The organism is Spiroplasma endosymbiont of Asaphidion curtum (assembly GCF_964031085.1).
Classification (GTDB): Bacteria; Bacillota_I; Bacilli_A; order Mycoplasmatales; family Nriv7; genus Nriv7.
In genome coordinates this window covers 361,417-386,039 of the sequence record NZ_OZ035001.1, presented here as the reverse complement: position 1 = coordinate 386,039, position 24,623 = coordinate 361,417, and the positions used below count along the sequence as shown (strand labels likewise).

24 protein-coding genes, 4 tRNA genes and 2 pseudogenes are annotated in these 24,623 nt (G+C 25.5%); 11 read left to right on the top strand and 19 right to left on the bottom strand.

Annotated features, from left to right (window positions below; genetic code table 4):
- Nucleotides 1-116: 116 nt before the first annotated feature.
- The 4 genes and pseudogenes from AAHJ00_RS02370 to AAHJ00_RS02355 all read right to left on the bottom strand — a co-directional run bounded on the left by AAHJ00_RS02370 (nt 117) and on the right by AAHJ00_RS02355 (nt 4,531).
- A complete protein-coding gene (locus AAHJ00_RS02370) occupies nt 117-1,067 on the bottom strand; it encodes an IS30 family transposase (RefSeq protein WP_342223478.1) in 951 nt (316 codons plus the stop codon).
- Between the two features lie 377 nt (nt 1,068-1,444).
- Nucleotides 1,445-2,268, bottom strand: a protein-coding gene (locus AAHJ00_RS02365) for an IS5 family transposase (protein ID WP_342223477.1) whose coding sequence is annotated in 2 segments (ribosomal slippage) — nt 1,445-1,872 and nt 1,872-2,268 — 825 coding nt in all. Because the reading frame shifts where the segments join, the coding sequence is not laid out codon by codon here.
- A gap of 53 nt (nt 2,269-2,321) precedes the next feature.
- Nucleotides 2,322-3,449 (bottom strand): integrase core domain-containing protein, encoded by a 1,128-nt coding sequence (locus AAHJ00_RS02360; RefSeq protein ID WP_342224380.1) that lies wholly within the window; start codon nt 3,447-3,449, stop codon nt 2,322-2,324.
- A gap of 257 nt (nt 3,450-3,706) precedes the next feature.
- Nucleotides 3,707-4,531, bottom strand: a pseudogene (locus tag AAHJ00_RS02355) (IS5 family transposase).
- Between the two features lie 81 nt (nt 4,532-4,612).
- Here AAHJ00_RS02355 and AAHJ00_RS02350 point away from each other — a divergent pair.
- Nucleotides 4,613-6,277, top strand: coding sequence for a hypothetical protein (locus tag AAHJ00_RS02350; RefSeq protein WP_342224379.1), 1,665 nt, complete (start codon nt 4,613-4,615; stop codon nt 6,275-6,277).
- Here the strand turns inward: AAHJ00_RS02350 and AAHJ00_RS02345 are convergent.
- Nucleotides 6,270-6,608: a type II toxin-antitoxin system antitoxin SocA domain-containing protein gene (locus AAHJ00_RS02345; RefSeq protein ID WP_342224378.1), complete on the bottom strand. Its 339-nt coding sequence runs from the start codon at nt 6,606-6,608 to the stop codon at nt 6,270-6,272. The genes AAHJ00_RS02350 and AAHJ00_RS02345 overlap by 8 nt on opposite strands.
- Nucleotides 6,609-6,763: 155 nt before the next feature.
- Between AAHJ00_RS02345 and AAHJ00_RS02340 the strand changes: the two genes are divergently transcribed.
- On the top strand, nt 6,764-6,955 hold the full coding sequence (locus tag AAHJ00_RS02340; RefSeq protein WP_342224246.1) for a hypothetical protein: 192 nt from the start codon (nt 6,764-6,766) through the stop codon (nt 6,953-6,955).
- Between the two features lie 238 nt (nt 6,956-7,193).
- A complete protein-coding gene (locus AAHJ00_RS02335) occupies nt 7,194-8,144 on the top strand; it encodes an IS30 family transposase (protein WP_342223994.1) in 951 nt (316 codons plus the stop codon).
- Between the two features lie 52 nt (nt 8,145-8,196).
- Here AAHJ00_RS02335 and AAHJ00_RS02330 read toward each other — a convergent pair.
- From AAHJ00_RS02330 to AAHJ00_RS02310, 5 genes are all read right to left on the bottom strand, one after another.
- Nucleotides 8,197-9,020 (bottom strand): IS5 family transposase gene (locus tag AAHJ00_RS02330; RefSeq protein ID WP_342223477.1). Its coding sequence is split into 2 segments (ribosomal slippage): nt 8,197-8,624 and nt 8,624-9,020, totalling 825 coding nucleotides; the frame shifts between segments, so codons are not numbered across the junction.
- 126 nt (nt 9,021-9,146) lie between these two features.
- Entirely contained in the window at nt 9,147-9,383 is a 237-nt protein-coding gene (locus AAHJ00_RS02325) for a hypothetical protein (protein ID WP_342224377.1), read from the bottom strand.
- A gap of 165 nt (nt 9,384-9,548) precedes the next feature.
- Nucleotides 9,549-9,779: a hypothetical protein gene (locus tag AAHJ00_RS02320; RefSeq protein WP_342224376.1), complete on the bottom strand. Its 231-nt coding sequence runs from the start codon at nt 9,777-9,779 to the stop codon at nt 9,549-9,551.
- Nucleotides 9,780-9,943: 164 nt separating this feature from the next.
- The gene (locus AAHJ00_RS02315) at nt 9,944-10,165 is read right to left on the bottom strand and encodes a hypothetical protein (RefSeq protein ID WP_342224375.1); all 222 of its coding nucleotides are present in this window, start codon (nt 10,163-10,165) and stop codon (nt 9,944-9,946) included.
- A gap of 2 nt (nt 10,166-10,167) precedes the next feature.
- Nucleotides 10,168-10,494 (bottom strand): hypothetical protein, encoded by a 327-nt coding sequence (locus AAHJ00_RS02310; protein ID WP_342224374.1) that lies wholly within the window; start codon nt 10,492-10,494, stop codon nt 10,168-10,170.
- Between the two features lie 603 nt (nt 10,495-11,097).
- Between AAHJ00_RS02310 and coaE the strand changes: the two genes are divergently transcribed.
- Complete coding sequence (gene coaE / locus AAHJ00_RS02305) at nt 11,098-11,685, top strand: dephospho-CoA kinase (RefSeq protein WP_342224373.1); 588 nt, start codon at nt 11,098-11,100, stop codon at nt 11,683-11,685.
- Between the two features lie 2 nt (nt 11,686-11,687).
- Here coaE and uvrB read toward each other — a convergent pair whose 3' ends face one another.
- From uvrB to AAHJ00_RS02280, 6 genes and pseudogenes are all read right to left on the bottom strand, one after another.
- Nucleotides 11,688-13,652: an excinuclease ABC subunit UvrB gene (gene uvrB, locus AAHJ00_RS02300; protein WP_342224372.1), complete on the bottom strand. Its 1,965-nt coding sequence runs from the start codon at nt 13,650-13,652 to the stop codon at nt 11,688-11,690.
- An 11-nt stretch (nt 13,653-13,663) separates the two neighbouring features.
- The gene (gene secA / locus AAHJ00_RS02295; protein ID WP_342224371.1) at nt 13,664-16,063 is read right to left on the bottom strand and encodes a preprotein translocase subunit SecA; all 2,400 of its coding nucleotides are present in this window, start codon (nt 16,061-16,063) and stop codon (nt 13,664-13,666) included.
- 267 nt (nt 16,064-16,330) lie between these two features.
- Nucleotides 16,331-17,566, bottom strand: a complete 1,236-nt coding sequence (locus AAHJ00_RS02290) for an acetate kinase (RefSeq protein WP_342224370.1) — start codon at nt 17,564-17,566, stop codon at nt 16,331-16,333.
- Between the two features lie 22 nt (nt 17,567-17,588).
- Entirely contained in the window at nt 17,589-17,852 is a 264-nt protein-coding gene (locus AAHJ00_RS02285) for a phosphate acyltransferase (RefSeq protein WP_342224369.1), read from the bottom strand.
- Nucleotides 17,853-17,872: 20 nt separating this feature from the next.
- On the bottom strand, nt 17,873-18,025 hold the full coding sequence (locus tag AAHJ00_RS07895) for a hypothetical protein (RefSeq protein WP_425288882.1): 153 nt from the start codon (nt 18,023-18,025) through the stop codon (nt 17,873-17,875).
- 506 nt (nt 18,026-18,531) lie between these two features.
- Nucleotides 18,532-19,027, bottom strand: a pseudogene (locus tag AAHJ00_RS02280) (transposase family protein); the annotation flags it as partial.
- Between the two features lie 255 nt (nt 19,028-19,282).
- On the opposite strand from AAHJ00_RS02280, the gene AAHJ00_RS02275 reads away from it, so the two are divergent.
- Together AAHJ00_RS02275 and AAHJ00_RS02270 are read left to right on the top strand one after the other, a co-directional pair.
- On the top strand, nt 19,283-20,233 hold the full coding sequence (locus tag AAHJ00_RS02275) for an IS30 family transposase (protein WP_342223478.1): 951 nt from the start codon (nt 19,283-19,285) through the stop codon (nt 20,231-20,233).
- Between the two features lie 74 nt (nt 20,234-20,307).
- Nucleotides 20,308-20,808 (top strand): IS30 family transposase, encoded by a 501-nt coding sequence (locus AAHJ00_RS02270; RefSeq protein ID WP_342224599.1) that lies wholly within the window; start codon nt 20,308-20,310, stop codon nt 20,806-20,808.
- A 61-nt stretch (nt 20,809-20,869) separates the two neighbouring features.
- On the opposite strand, the gene AAHJ00_RS02265 is transcribed toward AAHJ00_RS02270, so the two are convergent.
- Together AAHJ00_RS02265 and AAHJ00_RS02260 are read right to left on the bottom strand one after the other, a co-directional pair.
- A complete protein-coding gene (locus AAHJ00_RS02265; protein ID WP_342224368.1) occupies nt 20,870-21,226 on the bottom strand; it encodes a transposase family protein in 357 nt (118 codons plus the stop codon).
- Between the two features lie 111 nt (nt 21,227-21,337).
- Nucleotides 21,338-21,673 (bottom strand): transposase family protein, encoded by a 336-nt coding sequence (locus AAHJ00_RS02260; RefSeq protein ID WP_342224367.1) that lies wholly within the window; start codon nt 21,671-21,673, stop codon nt 21,338-21,340.
- 239 nt (nt 21,674-21,912) lie between these two features.
- Between AAHJ00_RS02260 and AAHJ00_RS02255 the strand changes: the two genes are divergently transcribed.
- The 5 genes from AAHJ00_RS02255 (at nt 21,913) to AAHJ00_RS02235 (ending at nt 23,487) form a co-directional block, all read left to right on the top strand.
- Nucleotides 21,913-21,989 (top strand) — tRNA-Cys (locus tag AAHJ00_RS02255).
- A 135-nt stretch (nt 21,990-22,124) separates the two neighbouring features.
- Nucleotides 22,125-22,948 (top strand): IS5 family transposase gene (locus AAHJ00_RS02250; protein WP_342224366.1). Its coding sequence is split into 2 segments (ribosomal slippage): nt 22,125-22,521 and nt 22,521-22,948, totalling 825 coding nucleotides; the frame shifts between segments, so codons are not numbered across the junction.
- Between the two features lie 290 nt (nt 22,949-23,238).
- Nucleotides 23,239-23,315, top strand: a tRNA-Arg gene (locus AAHJ00_RS02245).
- A gap of 13 nt (nt 23,316-23,328) precedes the next feature.
- Nucleotides 23,329-23,405 (top strand) — tRNA-Pro (locus tag AAHJ00_RS02240).
- A 5-nt stretch (nt 23,406-23,410) separates the two neighbouring features.
- Nucleotides 23,411-23,487: transfer RNA gene (locus AAHJ00_RS02235), tRNA-Met, on the top strand.
- A gap of 55 nt (nt 23,488-23,542) precedes the next feature.
- Here AAHJ00_RS02235 and AAHJ00_RS02230 read toward each other — a convergent pair.
- Nucleotides 23,543-24,604: a hypothetical protein gene (locus tag AAHJ00_RS02230; RefSeq protein ID WP_342224365.1), complete on the bottom strand. Its 1,062-nt coding sequence runs from the start codon at nt 24,602-24,604 to the stop codon at nt 23,543-23,545.
- Nucleotides 24,605-24,623: the final 19 nt, after the last annotated feature.

Here is a 24,623-nt window from a genome sequence, read left to right as displayed (position 1 = left end):
ACACACAGTTATTAGACTATGCTTCTCTTAATTGATTTCATCATACCATATTTTGTATTATTAAAATTAAAAAAATTAATTTTATTCACAATGCCAAATTGTAAAGTTAAGTGCAACTAAATTATTTTTCTAACCAAATATTCGATTGGTGAAAGATAATTTAGTATTTTTCTTGGTCTTTGGTTTAAAGACAATATAAATTTATGAACTGCATTTTTAGTAGTATTTGAAAAATTAAATTTTTTAGGAAATTTTTCTCTAATTAAACCATTAGTATTTTCATTAGTACCTCTTTGTCAAGGCGAATACGCATTAGCAAAATAAATTTTCACATTTAAATTTTTTTCAAGTTGTTGTCAATTAGAAAATTCTTTACCCCTATCAAATGTTATAGTCTTAACAAGATTATTTGGAAGAATTGATAAATAATGGCTAATGTTTTCGTTAACAACTTTAGTAGTTCTATTTTCAACTAACATTGCTAAAGTAAATCTTGATGTTCTTTCAACTAAAGTTATTAAACATGATTTACTTTTACCTCGTGATGATACTACAGTATCACCTTCTCAATGACCAACAGTTATACGATTATTAACATTAATATTTCGTTCTTTAATTGATTTACCATTAAATTTACCGCGATTTTCTTGAGATTTTCGTTTCTTACCTTTTCTTCTTAAATTTTTATTAGTAACTTTTTCAAGTAATCCAGAATAAATTCAATTGTAAATTGTTTTAAAACTAATAATTCATTCTTTATGAAAATTTTTAATTCTGCCATAAATTTGTTCAGGCGATCAACCTAATAGTAATTTTTGTTGTACATATTTTACTAATTCTCTATTTTTAAACTTATGAAAATAAACATGTGATTGTTTTCTGTTTTCTGCTTTATTTTGTGCAATTAATGAAAAATAATGATTACTATCTTTATTTCTATTGACTTCTCGAATAATAGTACTAATACTTCGATTAAGATTTTTAGCTATTTCACTAATTTTTACTTTAAACTTCAATTGATTCTCAATATAAATTCTTTCATATATGCCAAGATGTTTGTAACCCATATAAAAACTCCTTGCTTTGTTTTTTCTAAAATAAACTTAGCATCATGAAATTTTTATATAAGATTTTTTGCAATTTTATTTACTTGCACTTACAAGTATAATTCAGCACAATAAAAAATATTTAATTCAAAATTTAACCAAATTAAAACATTTTTCAAGAGTTTCTATTATTTTTTAAATAATTATTTTGCAATAATAGACTTCTTGCATTACTTATTAAAATAATTACAAATTATTTGTAAATAAAAAATACTATATAGTAATTTCTAACTTTTATTAGGTTAATACTTATGGATTTTATTAAATGTGTAAATTTTGACACAACAAAAAATTATTTTATTATTTAAATTTAATTTTAAATAAATATTTTATGTTATCTATAATTGCAAATTATAAATTGAAGCAATTAAATTAAATCTTAAACTAAATCGTTTTCTACGATTACGATATTTTTCAGTAATAATTTTAAATTTTTTAAGAATAGCAAAAATATTTTCAATAATAATTCTCATTTTTGAAATTAATTTATTATTATGTTTTTGTTCTTTATTTAAAGGGTTTTTCTTTGTTTTTTTCTTAGGTATTAGAACATTACTATGAATTTTTTGTATTCCTTGATAACCATTATCAACTATTAATTTAGTATTTTTTAAAATTGGGATTTTTGATTCTTTAAATAAACAAAAATCATGCTTTTTACCGAGAGAAAAATTTGTTGCAATAATTATTTTGCTTTCTTTTTCAATAATTACTTGTGTTTTAATAGTGTGTTTTTTCTTTTTTCCTGAATAAGATTGTTTTTGTCTTTTTTTGGGCGTTGAATGGGTGTTTCTGTAGCATCAATAATAATTGTTTTATCATTAAAATAATCATTTATTAATGCTTTTTTACCAGCAAGTTGTTGAAAATCAGGATGTTTGATTAAAATATCTTCAATTCACTTGATATTTCGATAACAACTAGCTTCACTAATATCAAAACTTTTACCAAGATGAAAATAAGTACGATATTCTCGTCAATATGATAAAGTCATCAATAATCTATTTTCTAATGATAATTTATTATTTTTACCACCTCTTTTAAACTTTTTTAACTCAGCTTCTTTTAAAATATTTAACATTTTATTAAAAGTACTTTGCTTTATTCCAGTTAATCGTAATAATTCTTTATCATTAATAAAATTAAATTTATCAAATTTCATAATCTTAAATTCCTTATAATTTCTATTTTAAATATATTTTATAGGAATTTTGTTTAATAAATAAGTAATGCAAGAAGTCTAATAAATTTATTTAAAGTTTCAAATGGAGTTTTGTAATTCAAGCTTTTATGTTTTCGTTTGAAATTATAAAATGCGTACCACTCATTCAAATGAATTTGTAATTGTTTAACATCAAATTTTATTTCAAAACCACATTTTTTAAACCAAAATAAACTATTATAATTACGGTGAAACCGTTCAATCTTTCCGTTGCTCTGAGGAGAACGGATTGGTGTGGTTTCATGGATAATTCCATTTTTTGAAAGAAAGGTTGTAAAAGGCCTTTCTTTTACTTTGTATGCTTTTTTATTACTTCAATTAGTAGTAGTGAATTCCGGAGCATTATCAGTGCGAATGCGTTTAATTGTTATGCCAAGTTCGCCAAAATCTTTCATTGCTCTTTGCATGGCATTAATGGCATTATTGGTTCCTAAACTATCATACACATATCCAAAAGCAATTCTTGTTATTTCGTCAATGAAATCATAAACATATAATCTATACTTAGCAATAGGAAAATTTTTATCAGTAAACACTTTAGCATCCATTTGTAAAAGACCAATCTCGGAAACTTCATAACGCTTAAAATGGCGTTTTGCTTTTTTCATTTGCGTTTTTATTTCTCCATAGCGTTTGTCTTGTTTAATTCAACGATAAAAAGTATTAATTGATTTGGGGACATTATTTGTATCGATATCATGCACATTTTTTTGATGAATATTATGATAAAGCGATAATACACCGCCCGCACCTACAAATTTGTAATCAAAGTAATAATCACAAATTTGTTTTCTGGTTTCTAATGAAAATTGATATTTAATATTTTTTGGTGTTGTTGATTTGAATTGCAATTCATAAAAGTTGTCTTGATAATAACCATTAATAATTTTTTTAGCTCAAATATAAAATGTCATTTTACTACCACGAAAATATTTTTTAATCAATTTATTTACAGATATGTTATCTGTATTATTCATATATAAGTTGGTACATAAATTGAGATATTTACTTACTCATTTTTTTACTTTATAATAATATTTTTCATGATAAATCGTAGTCATTCAAGATTGTAATTTAGCTTTTAAATCTGCTAAATCATTTTTAGATACAATATACTTCATTTTCTATTTCCTTTTTTATTTTTTTCTATATCAAACACATAAAACAGTTAATATCCATAGATAATAATTAGTATAATAGACTTCTTGCATTACTTATTAAAATAATTACAAATTATTTGTAAATAAAAAATACTATATAGTAATTTCTAACTTTTATTAGGTTAATACTTATGGATTTTATTAAATGTGTAAATTTTGACACAACAAAAAATTATTTTATTATTTAAATTTAATTTTAAATAAATATTTTATGTTATCTATAATTGCAAATTATAAATTGAAGCAATTAAATTAAATCTTAAACTAAATCGTTTTCTACGATTACGATATTTTTCAGTAATAATTTTAAATTTTTTAAGAATAGCAAAAATATTTTCAATAATAATTCTCATTTTTGAAATTAATTTATTATTATGTTTTTGTTCTTTATTTAAAGGGTTTTTCTTTGTTTTTTTCTTAGGTATTAGAAACATTACTATGAATTTTTTGTATTCCTTGATAACCATTATCAACTATTAATTTAGTATTTTTTAAAATTGGGATTTTTGATTCTTTAAATAAACAAAAATCATGCTTTTTACCGAGAGAAAAATTTGTTACAATAATTATTTTGCTTTCTTTTTCAATAATTACTTGTGTTTTAATAGTGTGTTTTTTCTTTTTTCCTGAATAAGATTGTTTTTGTCTTTTTTTGGGCGTTAAATGGGTGTTTCTGTAGCATCAATAATAATTGTTTTATCATTAAAATAATCATTTATTAATGCTTTTTTACCAGCAAGTTGTTGAAAATCAGGATGTTTGATTAAAATATCTTCAATTCACTTGATATTTCGATAACAACTAGCTTCACTAATATCAAAACTTTTACCAAGATGAAAATAAGTACGATATTCTCGTCAATATGATAAAGTCATCAATAATCTATTTTCTAATGATAATTTATTATTTTTACCACCTCTTTTAAACTTTTTTAACTCAGCTTCTTTTAAAATATTTAACATTTTATTAAAAGTACTTTGCTTTATTCCAGTTAATCGTAATAATTCTTTATCATTAATAAAATTAAATTTATCAAATTTCATAATCTTAAATTCCTTATAATTTCTATTTTAAATATATTTTATAGGAATTTTGTTTAATAAATAAGTAATGCAAGAAGTCTAATGAAAAAAATAACTAATTACTCACAATTAAATAAAAAATATGACTTAAATTTTAGCGACAATAATTTTGGTTTTACATGAGAAATCTTTAAGGAACTAGTTGGCGATGATTGAGCAGAATATTTTACAACGAGGTGTTTTTATCGATTTGTACCTACCGCTAGAATGACCTTTAAAACTTGAAACTGTTTAGCTTGGGATTTATGAATTTGTTGTAACTTTACAGATACATCCGCTCAAGAAGTACGACGCTATGAAAATACACATCCTGAAACAACAATTGCTGATTTACATAATTTATGTCAATATTTAGAAGAAAAGTATGGCGTTCAAATTGGACCTGAGCACTCTACGGTGACTGGGATAGTTTGAAAATTGAATAAAGAGGGCGGAGAAATAATTTTTCCTTCCAATCAACGAATAACTTTTATTGGTTATGCCAACGGTAATAGAATTTTTGGAACAGCTGTAAAAGGTTCTAGTTTTTTGTGTTCACGAACTGACGAAATAATTATGGCAGAAGAAAAAGAAACTTTGAGTGATAAACAATTAATTTATAGATATGAGCGTTTACAAATGTCAATGTTTCGTAGCAATCGGATTAAAGTTTCTGACAAAACCATAAAAGAACTTTCTTGAACCTTTGTTGATAAAATGACAGGACAACAAGAAACGCGCTACTTATGAAAAAGTTTTTTTGTCGCCTTCACTTGCAACCCCTATGATAAATATCACCCATTTTATGAAAAATACTGTACGCCATTTTTACCATTAAACGACAAGATAATGAATTTATTAAAAGAAACTGGTAAAGTTTGATACGAAAATGAAAAAGAATTTGAGGGTTTAGGAATTTTTGTTTTAAGACTAACATTAGACTCCACTTGAAATAAATTACCAGAAATTTCAAGAAAAAAAGTAAACCAACTTAAAAAAGATAATCCCGATGAATATGCTATTGTAAAATATGGTTTTGAGTACTCAGACAGTGATAGTACTATCTTTCCGTTTCGAAAACATTTAAAATATACACAAAAATATGATTTAAAAGATTTTTATGTTGCCACTATTGATATGTATAAATTTGATTTTTATAGTATCGGGATTGATTGAGCAACTGGACCAATCGATCATACTGTGCTAAAGTTTTGGGGATTTCAAGAATATAAAAAAACTGAACTTTACGATTCATATTTAATATGTGAGATTGTTGTAACACCTGAAGATAATTTTTCTGAAAATGAAAAAATTAGTTATCTTGTAGAAGAAATCATGACTTTAAGAGCAAATTTTTATAATTTTGCTGATGTTATTTTTAATTATGATGATAAGGCAAAAACCGCTATGGAATGAATTAAAACAAAATTAATCGAAGATTATAGTTTTAACATTCGTACCAGCACAGCCATTAAGCACACAACACCATTAACCAAAGAAGCTGGTTTAACAGACCGCGTTATTTGAATGCGTAATTTGTTTGGATTTGGTAATTGTCATATAAATTTACAGAATAATCCTTTTACTGCCAAATGCTACGAGGAATTAAGATATGATGAAAAACGCACTAATGTTCCTGACCCAAAAATGTATCTTGATCCTTATGATGCAGATTTTTATGCGTTATATGCTGTAAGACAGTTTATTCGTGGAAAAAATACTAATTAATTATTATATCCCGATCACTTGGCAAACTAATATCAAGTCCGTTTCTTGCTTTTATTCAATATTCAGATTTATGTGCTTCTGCTACAAGAAGCATAGCTGACAATTTTGAATAATCAATTAAAGCTTCATCAATTAATTTACAAACAGTTTCATTTTTTAAATCAGGAATTATTTTTTTAGATGTTTTTATTTCAACAATTTTATTATCTCTAAACTTTATTTCTGAAGACGGAAAATAATTAAAAAATAAACCGTAATCTCTTGTATGATAATAAATTTCTCTTAAAACTGGACCATATACTCATGCTTCAAATTTTTCATCAAACAACAATAAACCAGTTTTTTTGTAAAAATATATGTAAGAAAAATACATCAATTTTTGTAATTTAATAGAACTATTAATATTAGACTTCTTGCATTACTTATTTATTAAACAAAATTCCTATAAAATATATTTAAAATAGAAATTATAAGGAATTTAAGATTATGAAATTTGATAAATTTAATTTTATTAATGATAAAGAATTATTACGATTAACTGGAATAAAGCAAAGTACTTTTAATAAAATGTTAAATATTTTAAAAGAAGCTGAGTTAAAAAAGTTTAAAAGAGGTGGTAAAAATAATAAATTATCATTAGAAAATAGATTAGACTTCTTGCATTACTTATTAAAATAATTACAAATTATTTGTAAATAAAAAATACTATATAGTAATTTCTAACTTTTATTAGGTTAATACTTATGGATTTTATTAAATGTGTAAATTTTGACACAACAAAAAATTATTTTATTATTTAAATTTAATTTGCTGAATTATACTTGTAAGTGCAAGTAAATAAAATTGCAAAAAATCTCATATAAAAATTTCATGATGCTAAGTTTATTTTAGAAAAAACAAAGCAAGGAGTTTTTATATGGGTTACAAACATCTTGGCATATATGAAAGAATTTATATTGAGAATCAATTGAAGTTTAAAGTAAAAATTAGTGAAATAGCTAAAAATCTTAATCGAAGTATTAGTACTATTATTCGAGAAGTCAATAGAAATAAAGATAGTAATCATTATTTTTCATTAATTGCACAAAATAAAGCAGAAAACAGAAAACAATCACATGTTTATTTTCATAAGTTTAAAAATAGAGAATTAGTAAAATATATACAACAAAAATTACTATTAGGTTGATCGCCTGAACAAATTTATGGCAGAATTAAAAATTTTCATAAAGAATGAATTATTAGTTTTAAAACAATTTACAATTGAATTTATTCTGGATTACTTGAAAAAGTTACTAATAAAAATTTAAGAAGAAAAGGTAAGAAACGAAAATCTCAAGAAAATCGCGGTAAATTTAATGGTAAATCAATTAAAGAACGAAATATTAATGTTAATAATCGTATAACTGTTGGTCATTGAGAAGGTGATACTGTAGTATCATCACGAGGTAAAAGTAAATCATGTTTAATAACTTTAGTTGAAAGAACATCAAGATTTACTTTAGCAATGTTAGTTGAAAATAGAACTACTAAAGTTGTTAACGAAAACATTAGCCATTATTTATCAATTCTTCCAAATAATCTTGTTAAGACTATAACATTTGATAGGGGTAAAGAATTTTCTAATTGACAACAACTTGAAAAAAATTTAAATGTGAAAATTTATTTTGCTAATGCGTATTCGCCTTGACAAAGAGGTACTAATGAAAATACTAATGGTTTAATTAGAGAAAAATTTCCTAAAAAATTTAATTTTTCAAATACTACTAAAAATGCAGTTCATAAATTTATATTGTCTTTAAACCAAAGACCAAGAAAAATACTAAATTATCTTTCACCAATCGAATATTTGGTTAGAAAAATAATTTAGTTGCACTTAACTTTACAATTTGGCAAAATTTTAAATAAATATTTTATGTTATCTATAATTGCAAATTATAAATTGAAGCAATTAAATTAAATCTTAAACTAAATCGTTTTCTACGATTACGATATTTTTCAGTAATAATTTTAAATTTTTTAAGAATAGCAAAAATATTTTCAATAATAATTCTCATTTTTGAAATTAATTTATTATTATGTTTTTGTTCTTTATTTAAAGGGTTTTTCTTTGTTTTTTTCTTAGGTATTAGAACATTACTATGAATTTTTTGTATTCCTTGATAACCATTATCAACTATTAATTTAGTATTTTTTAAAATTGGGATTTTTGATTCTTTAAATAAACAAAAATCATGCTTTTTACCGAGAGAAAAATTTGTTGCAATAATTATTTTGCTTTCTTTTTCAATAATTACTTGTGTTTTAATAGTGTGTTTTTTCTTTTTTCCTGAATAAGATTGTTTTTGTCTTTTTTTGGGCGTTGAATGGGTGTTTCTGTAGCATCAATAATAATTGTTTTATCATTAAAATAATCATTTATTAATGCTTTTTTACCAGCAAGTTGTTGAAAATCAGGATGTTTGATTAAAATATCTTCAATTCACTTGATATTTCGATAACAACTAGCTTCACTAATATCAAAACTTTTACCAAGATGAAAATAAGTACGATATTCTCGTCAATATGATAAAGTCATCAATAATCTATTTTCTAATGATAATTTATTATTTTTACCACCTCTTTTAAACTTTTTTAACTCAGCTTCTTTTAAAATATTTAACATTTTATTAAAAGTACTTTGCTTTATTCCAGTTAATCGTAATAATTCTTTATCATTAATAAAATTAAATTTATCAAATTTCATAATCTTAAATTCCTTATAATTTCTATTTTAAATATATTTTATAGGAATTTTGTTTAATAAATAAGTAATGCAAGAAGTCTATTATTCATTTGCAAAATTTCATCTTGCACCTCACTTTATTTTTTGTTAGCGGACTGCGCCAAGTAATTTTTCAAACATTTTAAAGCAAATAAAGAATATTGCCAAAATAAATGGAAAAATGAAGATTCAGTAGTCAGCAAAGAAGTTACCGACTTGTGGCATATTAACCGCAATGATTTCTCACATTTTAGTAAACGCTGTTATAATTGCATTTCACAATTTAGTCATCGCATCACTAGCTGTTATTTTTGCTGGTGCATCAACTAAGAAAGTTCCAATCATATAATCACCCCCTTTCTTTTTAAAACATTTATCATTTATATTCAAAATTTTTCTTAAATTTGTAAAAACCTCGGTTAACTTTAACAAGATTGTATTTTTTACTAATTAATTTTGAATTTCTTTGGGAATGCATTGCAATGTAACTTCTTGACATTAATTTTGTTTCTATCTAAATACTGATATGCTTTTCCAAAGTAGCATTAGAATAAATCACACCATAATTGCTGTTAAGAATCAAAAAGCAATGTTTGCTATTAAAAGTCAAAGTGTTTCTTGGGTTAAATCAATTTCTTTACCACCACTAATATGAGCCGGAATAGTTGTAATTTGAATAAATAAATCTCAGAAAGTTTGTTTAATTTGTTCTCAATTAAATTCTTTTAAATTTATTGTCATTTTTTATCTTCCAAAAATCATTTTTATTGGTAAATACATAATTGAAATTAATGCGAAAAGAAAAGTAATGATAATAATTAATCCGGCAATAAATGCAACTTGTGCGGGCATTTTTTCTATCGGAACAAACAGTTTTAAGAATTCCATAATAATTTCTCAAAACATTATTTTTTATCCTTGTTATTTTCTTTTGAATTAGGGGCTTTAACTCATTCTTCAAAGCGGGCAATAAATACTTTCTCGTCTTTTGTGAAATTACCAGTATTATTTTTAATGGCATTTTTATATTTAATTCTAATTTTTATTTTGGCATAAATTTTATAAGCAAAATATGCCGATAACATTATGCTGATAATAATAAATATTAATCCAATTGCAATATTCATTTTTAATCTCCTTTAAAATAGTTATAATTTATATCTTTTTTGTTGTTTTCTTTTTTGGCAATGAAGAAACCTAATAATTCTTGGCCTTTAATTAACTTGGTTTCTTGTTCTTGTTGATTAATTGAAATTACTTGATATTTACTATCTTTTATTATTCCAATACAAATCGAATTTTCATATTTTCCTTTATAAACAAATCGCTTTGGAAACCAAATGCCGATTTGTTCATTAAATCATGGAATTTTTGGCGCTTTAATAAGCATTGCGTTTTGTGTTTCTTTTAAGAGATATTTTTTCGTATTTAAGAAAATGTTTTCAATGTTTTTCATAATAAATTACCTTTCTTATTTGTTATAAACTAAGTTATATTAACTAAGTTAGTTAACTTAGTTTTTTAAACACTTATATATCGCAGATTTAAGTGTTTAACAAGCTTTGTTAGTAAATTTTGTTTTTTAATTAGATAAAGATTTTAATAATTTTAAACTTAGCATACCCCTATATAGAAATTTCTACACTTTAATATCCGCATCCTACCCTTGGAACTAATTTAATAGCGTGTATATTTTTAGGAAATCCACCCATTCATTTTTTTATTGCAAAATGAAACAAATTGCTATAGCTAATAGGGTGTTATCTATCAACTGGTAAACTTCTTTTGGTTATGGCGACCACCCACAATTTATCGTGCTTTAATACATACCAACATTATTAATTCACTTGTATTTAATTTTCAAAGAACAAATTTTAACACCTTATAAAATAAAAAGACAATCATTGCTGACTGCCTTAATACTTATTCAAATATTTACCTACCTAACAAAACTTTATGCGTCCTACCAAGTCTAATAAAATATAAAGTACTATTATATTTTCATAAAATCAATTATAATGTAAATTGTAAAGTTAAAGATTAAACTAAGGAGAACATAATGCTAATTATTGCCATCACAGGAAAAATCGGTAGCGGAAAAAGTATTGTTAGTAAATATTTGCAAAAAAAAGGTGCCTATTGTATTGACATGGACATTCTAAGTCAAGAAATAAGAATCCTTCCCAAAGTAATAAAAGCCATCAAAAAACGCTTTGGAAGTGCTGCTTTTACTGGTAATGAATTAGACACTAAAAAACTGCGAACAATCATTTTTAATGATGCTAAAGAACGCCTAAAACTTAATAACATTATGTGACCACTACTAAAAAAAAGTCTCCAACAACAAATTAAAAATCACAGTGACAAGACACTAATTATTGTTGAAGCCGCTGTCATCTTACAAGCCAAATGAAGCAAACTTGTTAATAAAATTATTTTTGTTAACAGTGATTGAGAAACCCGTGTTAAACGAATTATTGATCGCGATAATCTTACTGTTGAAGAAATTATCAACATTAGTCAACAACAAGACGATTACGAAACTTACAAAGATATTATTGATTATCAAATCATCAATAATGACTCCAAAAAAGAACTCCATCGTCAAGTTGATGAAATCTTTGAAAAAGAACAATGAAATATTTAATCTTATTCTGTTTCCAATTCCAAAATTAAATCTCGTAACTGTGCTGCTCGTTCAAACTGTAAATCTTTTGCTGCCACTAACATTTCCTTTCGCAAATCATTAATGATTTGCGTTTTTGTTGTGACATAATCTTTAGACTTTCTTTTATTAACAATATTAAATTCTTGTAATAATTTATTAGTAAATAACGAATCATCAATCTTTTTCTTTATTGTCTGGGGAATAATATTATGTTCTTTATTATAAGCAATTTGGACATTTCTTCGGCGCAATGTTTCAGCTATTGCCTTTTGCATCGCATCCGATATTGTATCAGCATACATAATAACATTACCATTAACATTTCTTGCTGCCCGACCAATAGTTTGAATTAATGACCGCGCATCGCGTAAAAATCCTTGCTTATTAGCCTCTAAAATACAAATTAACGAAACTTCAGGAATATCTAATCCTTCGCGTAATAAATTAATCCCCACCACAGCATCATAAACCCCTTTTCTTAGTTCTAATAAAATCTTTGAACGATCTAAAGTTTTTAATTCACTATGCAAATATGCTACTTTAATATTTCGCTCCTGCAAATAAGTAGTTAAATCTTCTGCTTGTCTAATTGTTAAAGTCGTAATTAATACTCTTTCACAATTTTCTTTTCGCACTAAAATATTTTCAATAATATCATCAATTTGATTCATCGTTGGTTTAACAACAATCGTTGGATCGACTAAACCTGTCGGGCGAATAATTTGTTCCGTCACTTGATAATTAACTTGATTTAATTCAAAATCACCCGGAGTTGCTGATGTATATATAACCGTTTTTAATTTATTCATAAATTCTGTAAAATTTAATGGTCGATTATCTAAGGCACTCGGTAAGCGAAAACCATAATTAACTAATGTTTGTTTTCTACTCCGATCAGTATTAAACATTCCTCTAACTTGTGGTAAAGAAATATGTGATTCATCAATAATAGTTACAAAATCATCACCAAAATAATCAATTAAAGTATATGGTGGCACATCTTTATCTCTTAAATCTAAATGTCGTGAATAATTTTCAATACCACTACAAATACCAAACTCTTGCAACGCTTCTAAATCATGATTAGTTCTTTGTTCAATCCTTTGATATTCTAATAATTGATTATTAGCTTTTAAAACTTCTAAATATTTTATTAATTCTGCTTCAATTCTAGCAATTGCCTTTGCTAATCTTTCTTTGGAAGTAATATAGTCTTGAGCAGGAAAAATTGTAAAAGATTGATATCTTTCAATTACTTTACCAGTTAAAACATCAACCTTAGCAATTTCATTAATATCATCATCAAACAAATCAATGCGTAAATAAAATTCATCCGTTCAACCCGGTGCTAACTTAATAACATCACCTTTTGCAGTAAACATTCCCGGACGAATTTCTAAATCATTACGAGTATAACCAGAATTAACAAGAAAATGTAATAACGCTTTTCTTTCAACTTTTTCACCATTACGAATTTCAAAAAAAGATTTTTTATATTCATCAGGATCTTGGGCACCATAAATAGCAGCAACCGATGCCACAACAATAACATCTTTTCTAGTAACTAAAGCATTCATCGCGCTTAACCGCATCATTTCAATATCACTATTAGATTTTGCTGTCTTATCAATATATGTATCAGTTTTTGGCATATATGCTTCTGGTTGATAAAAATCAAAGTTGGAAACAAAATATTCCACACGATTTTCAGGAAACATTCCTTTTAATTCACCATATAATTGCATTGCCAAGGTTTTATTATGAGACAAAATTAAAGTTGGTTTATTAATTTTAGCAATAACATTAGCAATCGTATAAGTTTTTCCTGTACCAGTTGCTCCTAATAACACCTGAAATTGTTGATTTTCCTTTATTCCTTGTATTAAACTCGTAATCGCTTTTGGTTGATCACCTGCTGGTTTAAAATCAGCAACTAATTTAAACATAAAAAATTTTCCTAACCACCTTGTTTTGCCTTTGTCCTCTCAATAGCCTCCAATACCTCCTCTGATATAGCATTATCAACATCAGGACCAATTTCTAAACTACACAAACTAATAACTACTTGATGAGCAATATTAATTCGCATTCGATTAAATAATTGGGCTGATTCATCAATATATGCATGTAACGGATTTGACTGTCCATAGCTTCGCAAATAAATTCCCGTTCTTAATTTACTAGAACCATCAATATGTTCTGTTCAATGATGATCAAAAGCTTGTAAAATAATTTGATTTTCGATTTTTCATAACATCGCTTCCGGAATATTTTCAATAGTTTTCACATAGTGATTAAAAATTACCCGTCCAATTGCTAAAACAGCATCATGCCGTGTCATTGAGCGTAATTCTTTAGCATCTAATTCATGATTACTATTAATTAACTTTGTTTCTAAACTTTTTACTAAACTAACAAAATCAATCATAATTTCTTTATTAATCTCTTTTGTAAAAATATTCAATAAATCACCACTAACAGTAAAAATCATTCTTTCAACCAATGGAGCATAAACCTTAGTTTGCAAAATTGCATCGCGTTGTTCATACATTACTTCTCTTTGTTGGGCTAAAATATTATCATAATCCAACAAATTCTTTCTAGTATCAAAGTTTAATCCTTCAACTTTTTTTTGAGCATTAGTAATACTTCGCGATAATAATTTTGATTGAATATGGTCATCGCCTAAACGACTAAATAATCCTTGTAATTTTTTACTACCAAAACGAAGCATTAATTCATCTTCTACTGAAAGATAAAATCGTGAATAACCCGGATCTCCTTGACGCCCCGATCTGCCTCGTAACTGATTATCAATTCTTCTCGCTTCATTTCGTTCCGTACCTAAAACAGCCAAACCACCTAAGGCAATAACACCATCACCTAATTTAATATCAGTACCTCTTCCAGCCATATTGGTAGCAATTGTAACGGCCCCAATTTGTCCCGCACCCGCAATAATTTCTGCTTCTTGAACATGATTTCGCGCATTCAAAACATTATGAGCTATTTTAGCTTCTTTTAAAATATTTGATACTTCCTCAGATGTCGTAATTGATGCTGTTCCAATTAGTAATGGTTGTCCCCCTTTGGTATGTCTTTTTTTAATCTCTTTAAGTAAAGCCTTATATTTAGAACTTTGTGATGCAAAAACTAAATCAGTATCATCTTTTCTCACAATAGGAAGATTAGTGGGAATTTCCATTACTCGCATATTATAAATCTTAATAAACTCTTCTTCTTCCGTTTTTGCTGTTCCTGTCATCCCACTCAATTTATTATATAAGCGAAAGAAGTTTTGATAAGTAATAGTTGCCAGCGTTGTTGTTTCATGTTCAATGGTAACTGTTTCTTTAGCTTGTAATGCTTGTTGCAAACCATCACTATAAGCTCTCCCTGGCATTAACCGTCCCGTAAATTGATCAACTAAAATTATTTCATCATTTTGAGCAACATATTCAATCCCATTAGTAAAAACATGAACAGCTTTTAAAGCATTTAAAATATGATGAAATAATTCTGATTGCTCCAAACTAAATAAGTTTTTAACACCAAAATGTTTTTCTGCCTTTTTAACACCAGATATTGTTAAAGCCGCTTGCTTAGTTTCTAAATCAATTTTAATATCTGCCTTTTTATCCAAATTTTTAGCAAAGCGGGCAGCATTTTCATATAAGGGTTCACGACTTTTAGAACCACCAGAAATAATTAACGGTGTTCTTGACTCATCAATTAAAACTGAATCAGCCTCATCAACAATTGCAAAATTCAATCCGCGTTGAACTTTTTCATCATAAGTATGTACCATATTATCTCTTAAATAATCAAATCCTAATTCCGAGTTAGTAGTATATGTAACATCACACAAATAAGCTTTTCGCTTTTGGTCATTACTTAAATCTCTTAAATTAACACCAACTGTTAAACCCAAAAATCCTAACACCGCTCCATTAATTTTAGCATCACGCTGTGCTAAATATTCATTAACAGTAACAATATGAACGCCCTTGCCAAGTAAAGCATTCAAATACATTGGCATAATCGCTGTTAAAGTCTTTCCTTCACCAGTTCGCATTTCCGCAACATCACCATTATGTAAAACAATACCCCCTTCTAATTGAACAGCAAAAGCATGTAATCCCGAAACTCTTCTTGTTGCTTCACGCGCCACAGCAAAAGTTTCAATTAAAATATCATCTATAGTAGCACCAGCTTCCAATCGCTTTTTAAATTCATTAGTTTTATTTTTTAAACTATCATCAGATAATTCTTGCATTTCTAAATCTAAATTTAAAATTTCTTGAACATCAGCTCTAATGTTTTTTAAAACACTTTTATATTTATTAAAAAACTTCATATATATATCGCTCCAGTTTCTAATTTCTCGCCTATAACATTATTAATGTTATCATACTTTAAAATACTAATAAAATCTTTAATAAACAAAAAAACTGATTAATTTCAGTTTTTTATAAGATATGTTAATTTAATTAATAGACTTGGTACATAACTATAACATTTTGCACCTACCAAACTATAAAATTCACTTTCATCTTTATATTTATCTAACATTTGTACTTCACCTAGAAAATAATATTATCAAAATAGTAGATAAAATTAAAGGTTATGTACCAAGTCTAATATTATTTAATAACCGATATGTCTCTTCACAAATCATTAATTCCTCATTAGTTCGAATCGCATAAATCGCCACCGAACTCAAATCATTAGATATTTGTAAATAATCATCATATGATTGGTTATTCTTACCATAATTATAATCTAATGCCATGGTTTTAATACCTTTAATAATCATTTCTCGAATTAAAGCACTATTTTCACCAACACCAGCCGTAAAAACAATCGCATCAATCTTATTATCCAAATCATTTTGATACTGAGTAATATAATCAACAACTCTTTTAGCATATAATTGTAATGTAAATTGCGCTTGGATATTATCATCCTTAGCAGCCCAACTAACTTCTCTAATATCGGAAGAAATTTGACTAACTCCTAATAAACCAGATTCATTATTTAGTTTATTAACAACACCAACAATATCTAAATTTAATTGTTCGGCAATATATTGATGAATCGCTGGATCAATATCGCCACTACGAGAACCCATCATTAATCCTGCTAAAGGTGTGAATCCCATTGATGTATTATATGATTTCCCATTTTTAATTGCACAAATACTAGCACCATTTCCTAAATGACAAACAATCGTATTAATATTACTAACCGGTTTATTAATAATCAAACTTAGTTTATTAATAATATAATGATAACTAATACCATGAAACCCATACCTTCGAACATTATAATCAGTATATCAACTATATGGTACAGGATAAATATAATTTATTTTTGGCATTGTGATATGAAATGTTGTATCAAAAACAGCAATATGAGGACACTTAGCAACCGCTTGAAATGCTTTTAAAGCACTTAATCCCGCAGGATTATGTAATGGTGCCAACTTAATATTTTCAGCAATTATCTTTGTAATCTCATCATTAACAAGAACACTTTCTTTAATTTTTTCACCACCATGAACAATGCGATGACCCACAGCAATAATTTCATTAAAATTTTGAATCACATTTTGTGATTTTAAAAGTTCTAAAATTACTTCTGCCGCCACATTATGATTTGATAAAGGAGTATCACTAACAAATTCATTATTATTATTATATTTAATCGTTGTTTTACCATCAACAAAAATTCTTTCTGCTAATCCCTTACAAATTGGATTAAATTCTTTATTTGTTGTTATTTCATATAACTGAAACTTAATTGAACTTGAACCAGCATTAATAACTAAAATCTTTTTCTTTAAATTAGATAGCATCATTTTATTTCCTTTCATTAATATTTTAAATTGATCTTCAAGCTGTTAAAATCGCTGTCAAATAAATTTCTTCCACTGTTGACCCCCGTGATAAATCACTAACAACTTGATTTAAACCTAAAATCATTGGTCCAACAGCATGATATTGCCCTAATCGTTCAGCAATTTTATAACCAATATTACCAGAATCTAAATTAGGAAATACAAAAATATCAGCACTACCTTTCATCTTTGAATGAGGCATTTTTTTCATCCGTACTTCTTCTAACAAAGCACTATCAAACTGCATTTCACCCTCAATTAAAGCATCTAAATTTTCTTTTTGTAATATCTTTGTTGCCTCTTAAACTTTAATAACCGAATCACTACTAGCACACTATTAGCAGTAGAAAAAGATAACATTGCTACTTGTGGTGATGTTATGCCCAATTTATGAGCTAAATTAATTGCTGATTTTGTAATACTTACTAATTGTTCAATAGTCGGATCAATATTTAAAGAAATATCAGTAGACTTGGTACATAACCCTCAATTTTATCTACTATTTTGATAATATTATTTTCTAGATGAAGCACAAATATTAGATAAATATAAAGATGAAAGTGAATTTTATAGTTTGGTAGGTGCAAAATGTTATAGTTATGTACCAAGTCTTATGTATTTTCCACTATTAATGCTATCATAACACTAAACAAAATAAAAATTAAAACGAAATAACGGTCGCGTTTAGTTTTCTTAGGTATTTTTAAAAAAAGAAAAAATAATCATTTACTATAAATTATTTCAATAGACTTCTTGCATTACTTATTAAAATAATTACAAATTATTTGTAAATAAAAAATACTATATAGTAATTTCTAACTTTTATTAGGTTAATACTTATGGATTTTATTAAATGTGTAAATTTTGACACAACAAAAAATTATTTTATTATTTAAATTTAATTTTAAATAAATATTTTATGTTATCTATAATTGCAAATTATAAATTGAAGCAATTAAATTAAATCTTAAACTAAATCGTTTTCTACGATTACGATATTTTTCAGTAATAATTTTAAATTTTTTAAGAATAGCAAAAATATTTTCAATAATAATTCTCATTTTTGAAATTAATTTATTATTATGTTTTTGTTCTTTATTTAAAGGGTTTTTCTTTGTTTTTTTCTTAGGTATTAGAACATTACTATGAATTTTTTGTATTCCTTGATAACCATTATCAACTATTAATTTAGTATTTTTTAAAATTGGGATTTTTGATTCTTTAAATAAACAAAAATCATGCTTTTTACCGAGAGAAAAATTTGTTGCAATAATTATTTTGCTTTCTTTTTCAATAATTACTTGTGTTTTAATAGTGTGTTTTTTCTTTTTTCCTGAATAAGATTGTTTTTGTCTTTTTTGGGCGTTGAATGGGTGTTTCTGTAGCATCAATAATAATTGCTTTATCATTAAAATAATCATTAGACTTCTTGCATTACTTATTAAAATAATTACAAATTATTTGTAAATAAAAAATACTATATAGTAATTTCTAACTTTTATTAGGTTAATACTTATGGATTTTATTAAATGTGTAAATTTTGACACAACAAAAAATTATTTTATTATTTGCTGAATTATACTTGTAAGTGCAAGTAAATAAAATTGCAAAAAATCTCATATAAAAATTTCATGATGCTAAGTTTATTTTAGAAAAAACAAAGCAAGGAGTTTTTATATGGGTTACAAACATCTTGGCATATATGAAAGAATTTATATTGAGAATCAATTGAAGTTTAAAGTAAAAATTAGTGAAATAGCTAAAAATCTTAATCGAAGTATTAGTACTATTATTCGAGAAGTCAATAGAAATAAAGATAGTAATCATTATTTTTCATTAATTGCACAAAATAAAGCAGAAAACAGAAAACAATCACATGTTTATTTTCATAAGTTTAAAAATAGAGAATTAGTAAAATATGTACAACAAAAATTACTATTAGGTTGATCGCCTGAACAAATTTATGGCAGAATTAAAAATTTTCATAAAGAATGAATTATTAGTTTTAAAACAATTTACAATTGAATTTATTCTGGATTACTTGAAAAAGTTACTAATAAAAATTTAAGAAGAAAAGGTAAGAAACGAAAATCTCAAGAAAATCGCGGTAAATTTAATGGTAAATCAATTAAAGAACGAAATATTAATGTTAATAATCGTATAACTGTTGGTCATTGAGAAGGTGATACTGTAGTATCATCACGAGGTAAAAGTAAATCATGTTTAATAACTTTAGTTGAAAGAACATCAAGATTTACTTTAGCAATGTTAGTTGAAAATAGAACTACTAAAGTTGTTAACGAAAACATTAGCCATTATTTATCAATTCTTCCAAATAATCTTGTTAAGACTATAACATTTGATAGGGGTAAAGAATTTTCTAATTGACAACAACTTGAAAAAAATTTAAATGTGAAAATTTATTTTGCTAATGCGTATTCGCCTTGACAAAGAGGTACTAATGAAAATACTAATGGTTTAATTAGAGAAAAATTTCCTAAAAAATTTAATTTTTCAAATACTACTAAAAATGCAGTTCATAAATTTATATTGTCTTTAAACCAAAGACCAAGAAAAATACTAAATTATCTTTCACCAATCGAATATTTGGTTAGAAAAATAATTTAGTTGCACTTAACTTTACAATTTGGCGGTAGAAACGAAAATCTCAAGAAAATCGCGGTAAATTTAATGGTAAATCAATTAAAGAACGAAATATTAATGTTAATAATCGTATAACTGTTGGTCATTGAGAAGGTGATACTGTAGTATCATCACGAGGTAAAAGTAAATCATGTTTAATAACTTTAGTTGAAAGAACATCAAGATTTACTTTAGCAATGTTAGTTGAAAATAGAACTACTAAAGTTGTTAACGAAAACATTAGCCATTATTTATCAATTCTTCCAAATAATCTTGTTAAGACTATAACATTTGATAGGGGTAAAGAATTTTCTAATTGACAACAACTTGAAAAAAATTTAAATGTGAAAATTTATTTTGCTAATGCGTATTCGCCTTGACAAAGAGGTACTAATGAAAATACTAATGGTTTAATTAGAGAAAAATTTCCTAAAAAATTTAATTTTTCAAATACTACTAAAAATGCAGTTCATAAATTTATATTGTCTTTAAACCAAAGACCAAGAAAAATACTAAATTATCTTTCACCAATCGAATATTTGGTTAGAAAAATAATTTAGTTGCACTTAACTTTACAATTTGGCATTTATCTAATATTTGTGCTTCATCTAGAAAATAATATTATCAAAATAGTAGATAAAATTGAGGGTTATGTACCAAGTCTATTCTTTCAATTGGAATTTCTGTAGCATCAATTGCTAATAAATTATTATTAGTACCCTTATTTTCCAATAATATCTTTTTGCTAGGTATATGAAAGTGACTATTTTTTATTAGAGTATTTTCAACTCAAAAGATATTACGAATACAACTAACATGACTAATATTATATTTTTTTGCAATAATACGATATGTACTATATTCTTTTCAGTATTCTAAAGTCATCAATAATCTATTTTCTATTGATAATTTATTTGGTCTACCACCAATTTGTTTTTGTTTAGCTTCAACTTCTTTTAAAATTTCTACCATTTTCATGAAAGTTTTATATTTTATGCCTATTAGACTATAAAATTCATTTTCGTCTTTGTATTTAACTAATATTTGTACTTCACCTAGAAAATAATATTATCAAAATAGTAGATAAAATTAAAGGTTATGTACCAAGTCTATTCTTTCAATTGGAATTTCTGTAGCATCAATTGCTAATAAATTATTATTAGTACCCTTATTTTCCAATAATATCTTTTTGCTAGGTATATGAAAGTGACTATTTTTTATTAGAGTATTTTCAACTCAAAAGATATTACGAATACAACTAACATGACTAATATTATATTTTTTTGCAATAATACGATATGTACTATATTCTTTTCAGTATTCTAAAGTCATAAGTAATCTTTGCTCTATTGATAATTTATTTGGTCTACCACCAATTTGTTTTTGTTTAGCTTCAACTTCTTTTAAAATTTCTACCATTTTCATGAAAGTTTTATATTTTATGCCTATTAGACTATAAAATTCATTTTCGTCTTTGTATTTAACTAATATTTGTACTTCACCTAGGAAATAATATTATCAAAATAGTAGATAAAATTAAAGGTTATGTACCAAGTCTAATTAATAAGTTTGTCATTCCTTTATTTATTTTTTAAAAATATTGCTTTTAATAAAATATTATTGTAGTTTTATAATTAATGTGTAATAATATTTATTGTATATATGGCACTGTGGCCAAACTGGTTTAAGGCATTGGACTGCAACTCCTTGATTATCGGTTCGAATCCGATCAGTGCCTCCATAAAATATTAAGTAAAATCACTGTTAAGTGATTTTTTAATTAAACAATAGATAATAGACTTCTTGCATTACTTATTTATTAAACAAAATTCCTATAAAATATATTTAAAATAGAAATTATAAGGAATTTAAGATTATGAAATTTGATAAATTTAATTTTATTAATGATAAAGAATTATTACGATTAACTGGAATAAAGCAAAGTACTTTTAATAAAATGTTAAATATTTTAAAAGAAGCTGAGTTAAAAAAGTTTAAAAGAGGTGGTAAAAATAATAAATTATCATTAGAAAATAGATTATTGATGACTTTATCATATTGACGAGAATATCGTACTTATTTTCATCTTGGTAAAAGTTTTGATATTAGTGAAGCTAGTTGTTATCGAAATATCAAGTGAATTGAAGATATTTTAATCAAACATCCTGATTTTCAACAATTTGCTGGTAAAAAAGCATTAATAAATGATTATTTTAATGATAAAACAATTATTATTGATGCTACAGAAACACCCATTCAACGCCCAAAAAAAGACAAAAACAATCTTATTCAGGAAAAAAGAAAAAACACACTATTAAAACACAAGTAATTATTGAAAAAGAAAGCAAAATAATTATTGCAACAAATTTTTTTCTCGGTAAAAAGCATGATTTTTGTTTATTTAAAGAATCAAAAATCCCAATTTTAAAAAATACTAAATTAATAGTTGATAATGGTTATCAAGGAATACAAAAAATTCATAGTAATGTTCTAATACCTAAGAAAAAAACAAAGAAAAACCCTTTAAATAAAGAACAAAAACATAATAATAAATTAATTTCAAAAATGAGAATTATTATTGAAAATATTTTTGCTATTCTTAAAAAATTTAAAATTATTACTGAAAAATATCGTAATCGTAGAAAACGATTTAGTTTAAGATTTAATTTAATTGCTTCAATTTATAATTTGCAATTATAGATAACATAAAATATTTATTTAAAATTAAATTTAAATAATAAAATAATTTTTTGTTGTGTCAAAATTTACACATTTAATAAAATCCATAAGTATTAACCTAATAAAAGTTAGAAATTACTATATAGTATTTTTTATTTACAAATAATTTGTAATTATTTTAATAAGTAATGCAAGAAGTCTAATAAACAATAATTTGTGATATTACTAATTAAAGTAATGAAATATGAAATTTTTGTTGTCAACAGAGCGGTAATAATATATAATAATTTTGTTATTTAATGACACCATGTGCGCCCATAGCTCAATTGGACAGAGTGCTTGACTACGGATCAAGAGGTTGCGGGTTCAACTCCTGTTGGGCGCACCATTTTATTTTAATACGGGAAGTAGCTTAGCTTGGTAGAGCGTTCGGTTTGGGACCGAGAGGTCGTAGGTTCGAATCCTATCTTCCCGACCATATTTGGCGAGATAGCTCAGTTGGTTAGAGTGTTCGGTTCATACCCGAAAGGTCGAGAGTTCAAGTCTCTCTCTCGCTACCATAGTTAGTTATGTTTACTATTGAAAACGACTTTATTTAGAAAATAAAGTCGTTTTTTAGTGTTTCTTTTCTTTTGGTTCTAAACCTTCCATATATTCAACAAAGTTTTGTACTTCTTCATAAATTTCTTCATAAGCTTGTTCTTCGGAATAATATTCATTAATGTATTCTAGTAAGTGTTCGAGAGTATATTGAAGTTCTTCATTGTCAATTTCTAATTCTCAAAAGGCAATTAAATTGTTAGGAAGATAAATGCTATCATATTTGATAATGGTTCTTTGTAATACTTCTCTAATAACATCAAAGCATCGCTGTAAGGGATTATCTTTTAAAAAGTATTTATAATATACAGGATATAATAAGTAATCAAAGAGATAATATTTATTTAAAGGAATATTAAAGTGACTATTGGCAATATAATTATTTTTAACTGACATTCGGTGGTATAATCATTTAACTAGTCGTAAAGTTTGTAAATAATAAGTATTAGTGATTTTATTTTTTTCTTGAATATTTGTTGCTTCAATTTGTGGGAAACGAGTATAAAAATCACGACTTCTTAGGCGATAAAAAATACCTTCTAAGTATGTCTTTTTACTGTGAAGTGAATAATTATCAAAATGAAAATAACGAAATGTTGGAATTAATCTGAGATGAAAACCAGGGAAAATTTGTTTAAATAAAATAAATCCTAAATCAAAGTAGAAATCATTTTTGTCTATTAAATCTCATTTTTGAGTAATGAAGTGTTTAATTGCTTTACTAAAAAGAAAGTATTTAGCATCCTTTCAGCGTGGAAAATCTTGTTTAAATTGACTTATTTGCCGTTTTGTAAAGCGATAACCACTAGATGGCATTTCTCAATGGTATCATTCATAACACATTAATAGGACATTAGAAGTGGTTATTGTTTTATGAGTAATATAAAATGTAATTTCATTTTTAACATCAATTGTTGTATTTCAAGAACATTCTTCATCTAATAAAATTTCAATACAATCTTTTTCATTATTAAACTGAAAATTTTTAAAAATTTCTTTTAGTTGTTTATAAATTTCAAGAATTGTATTCATTTTTTGAGATGGATTACTATATATTTTAAGTTGTTCTTTAGTCATAATTTGCCACCTCTCGTTT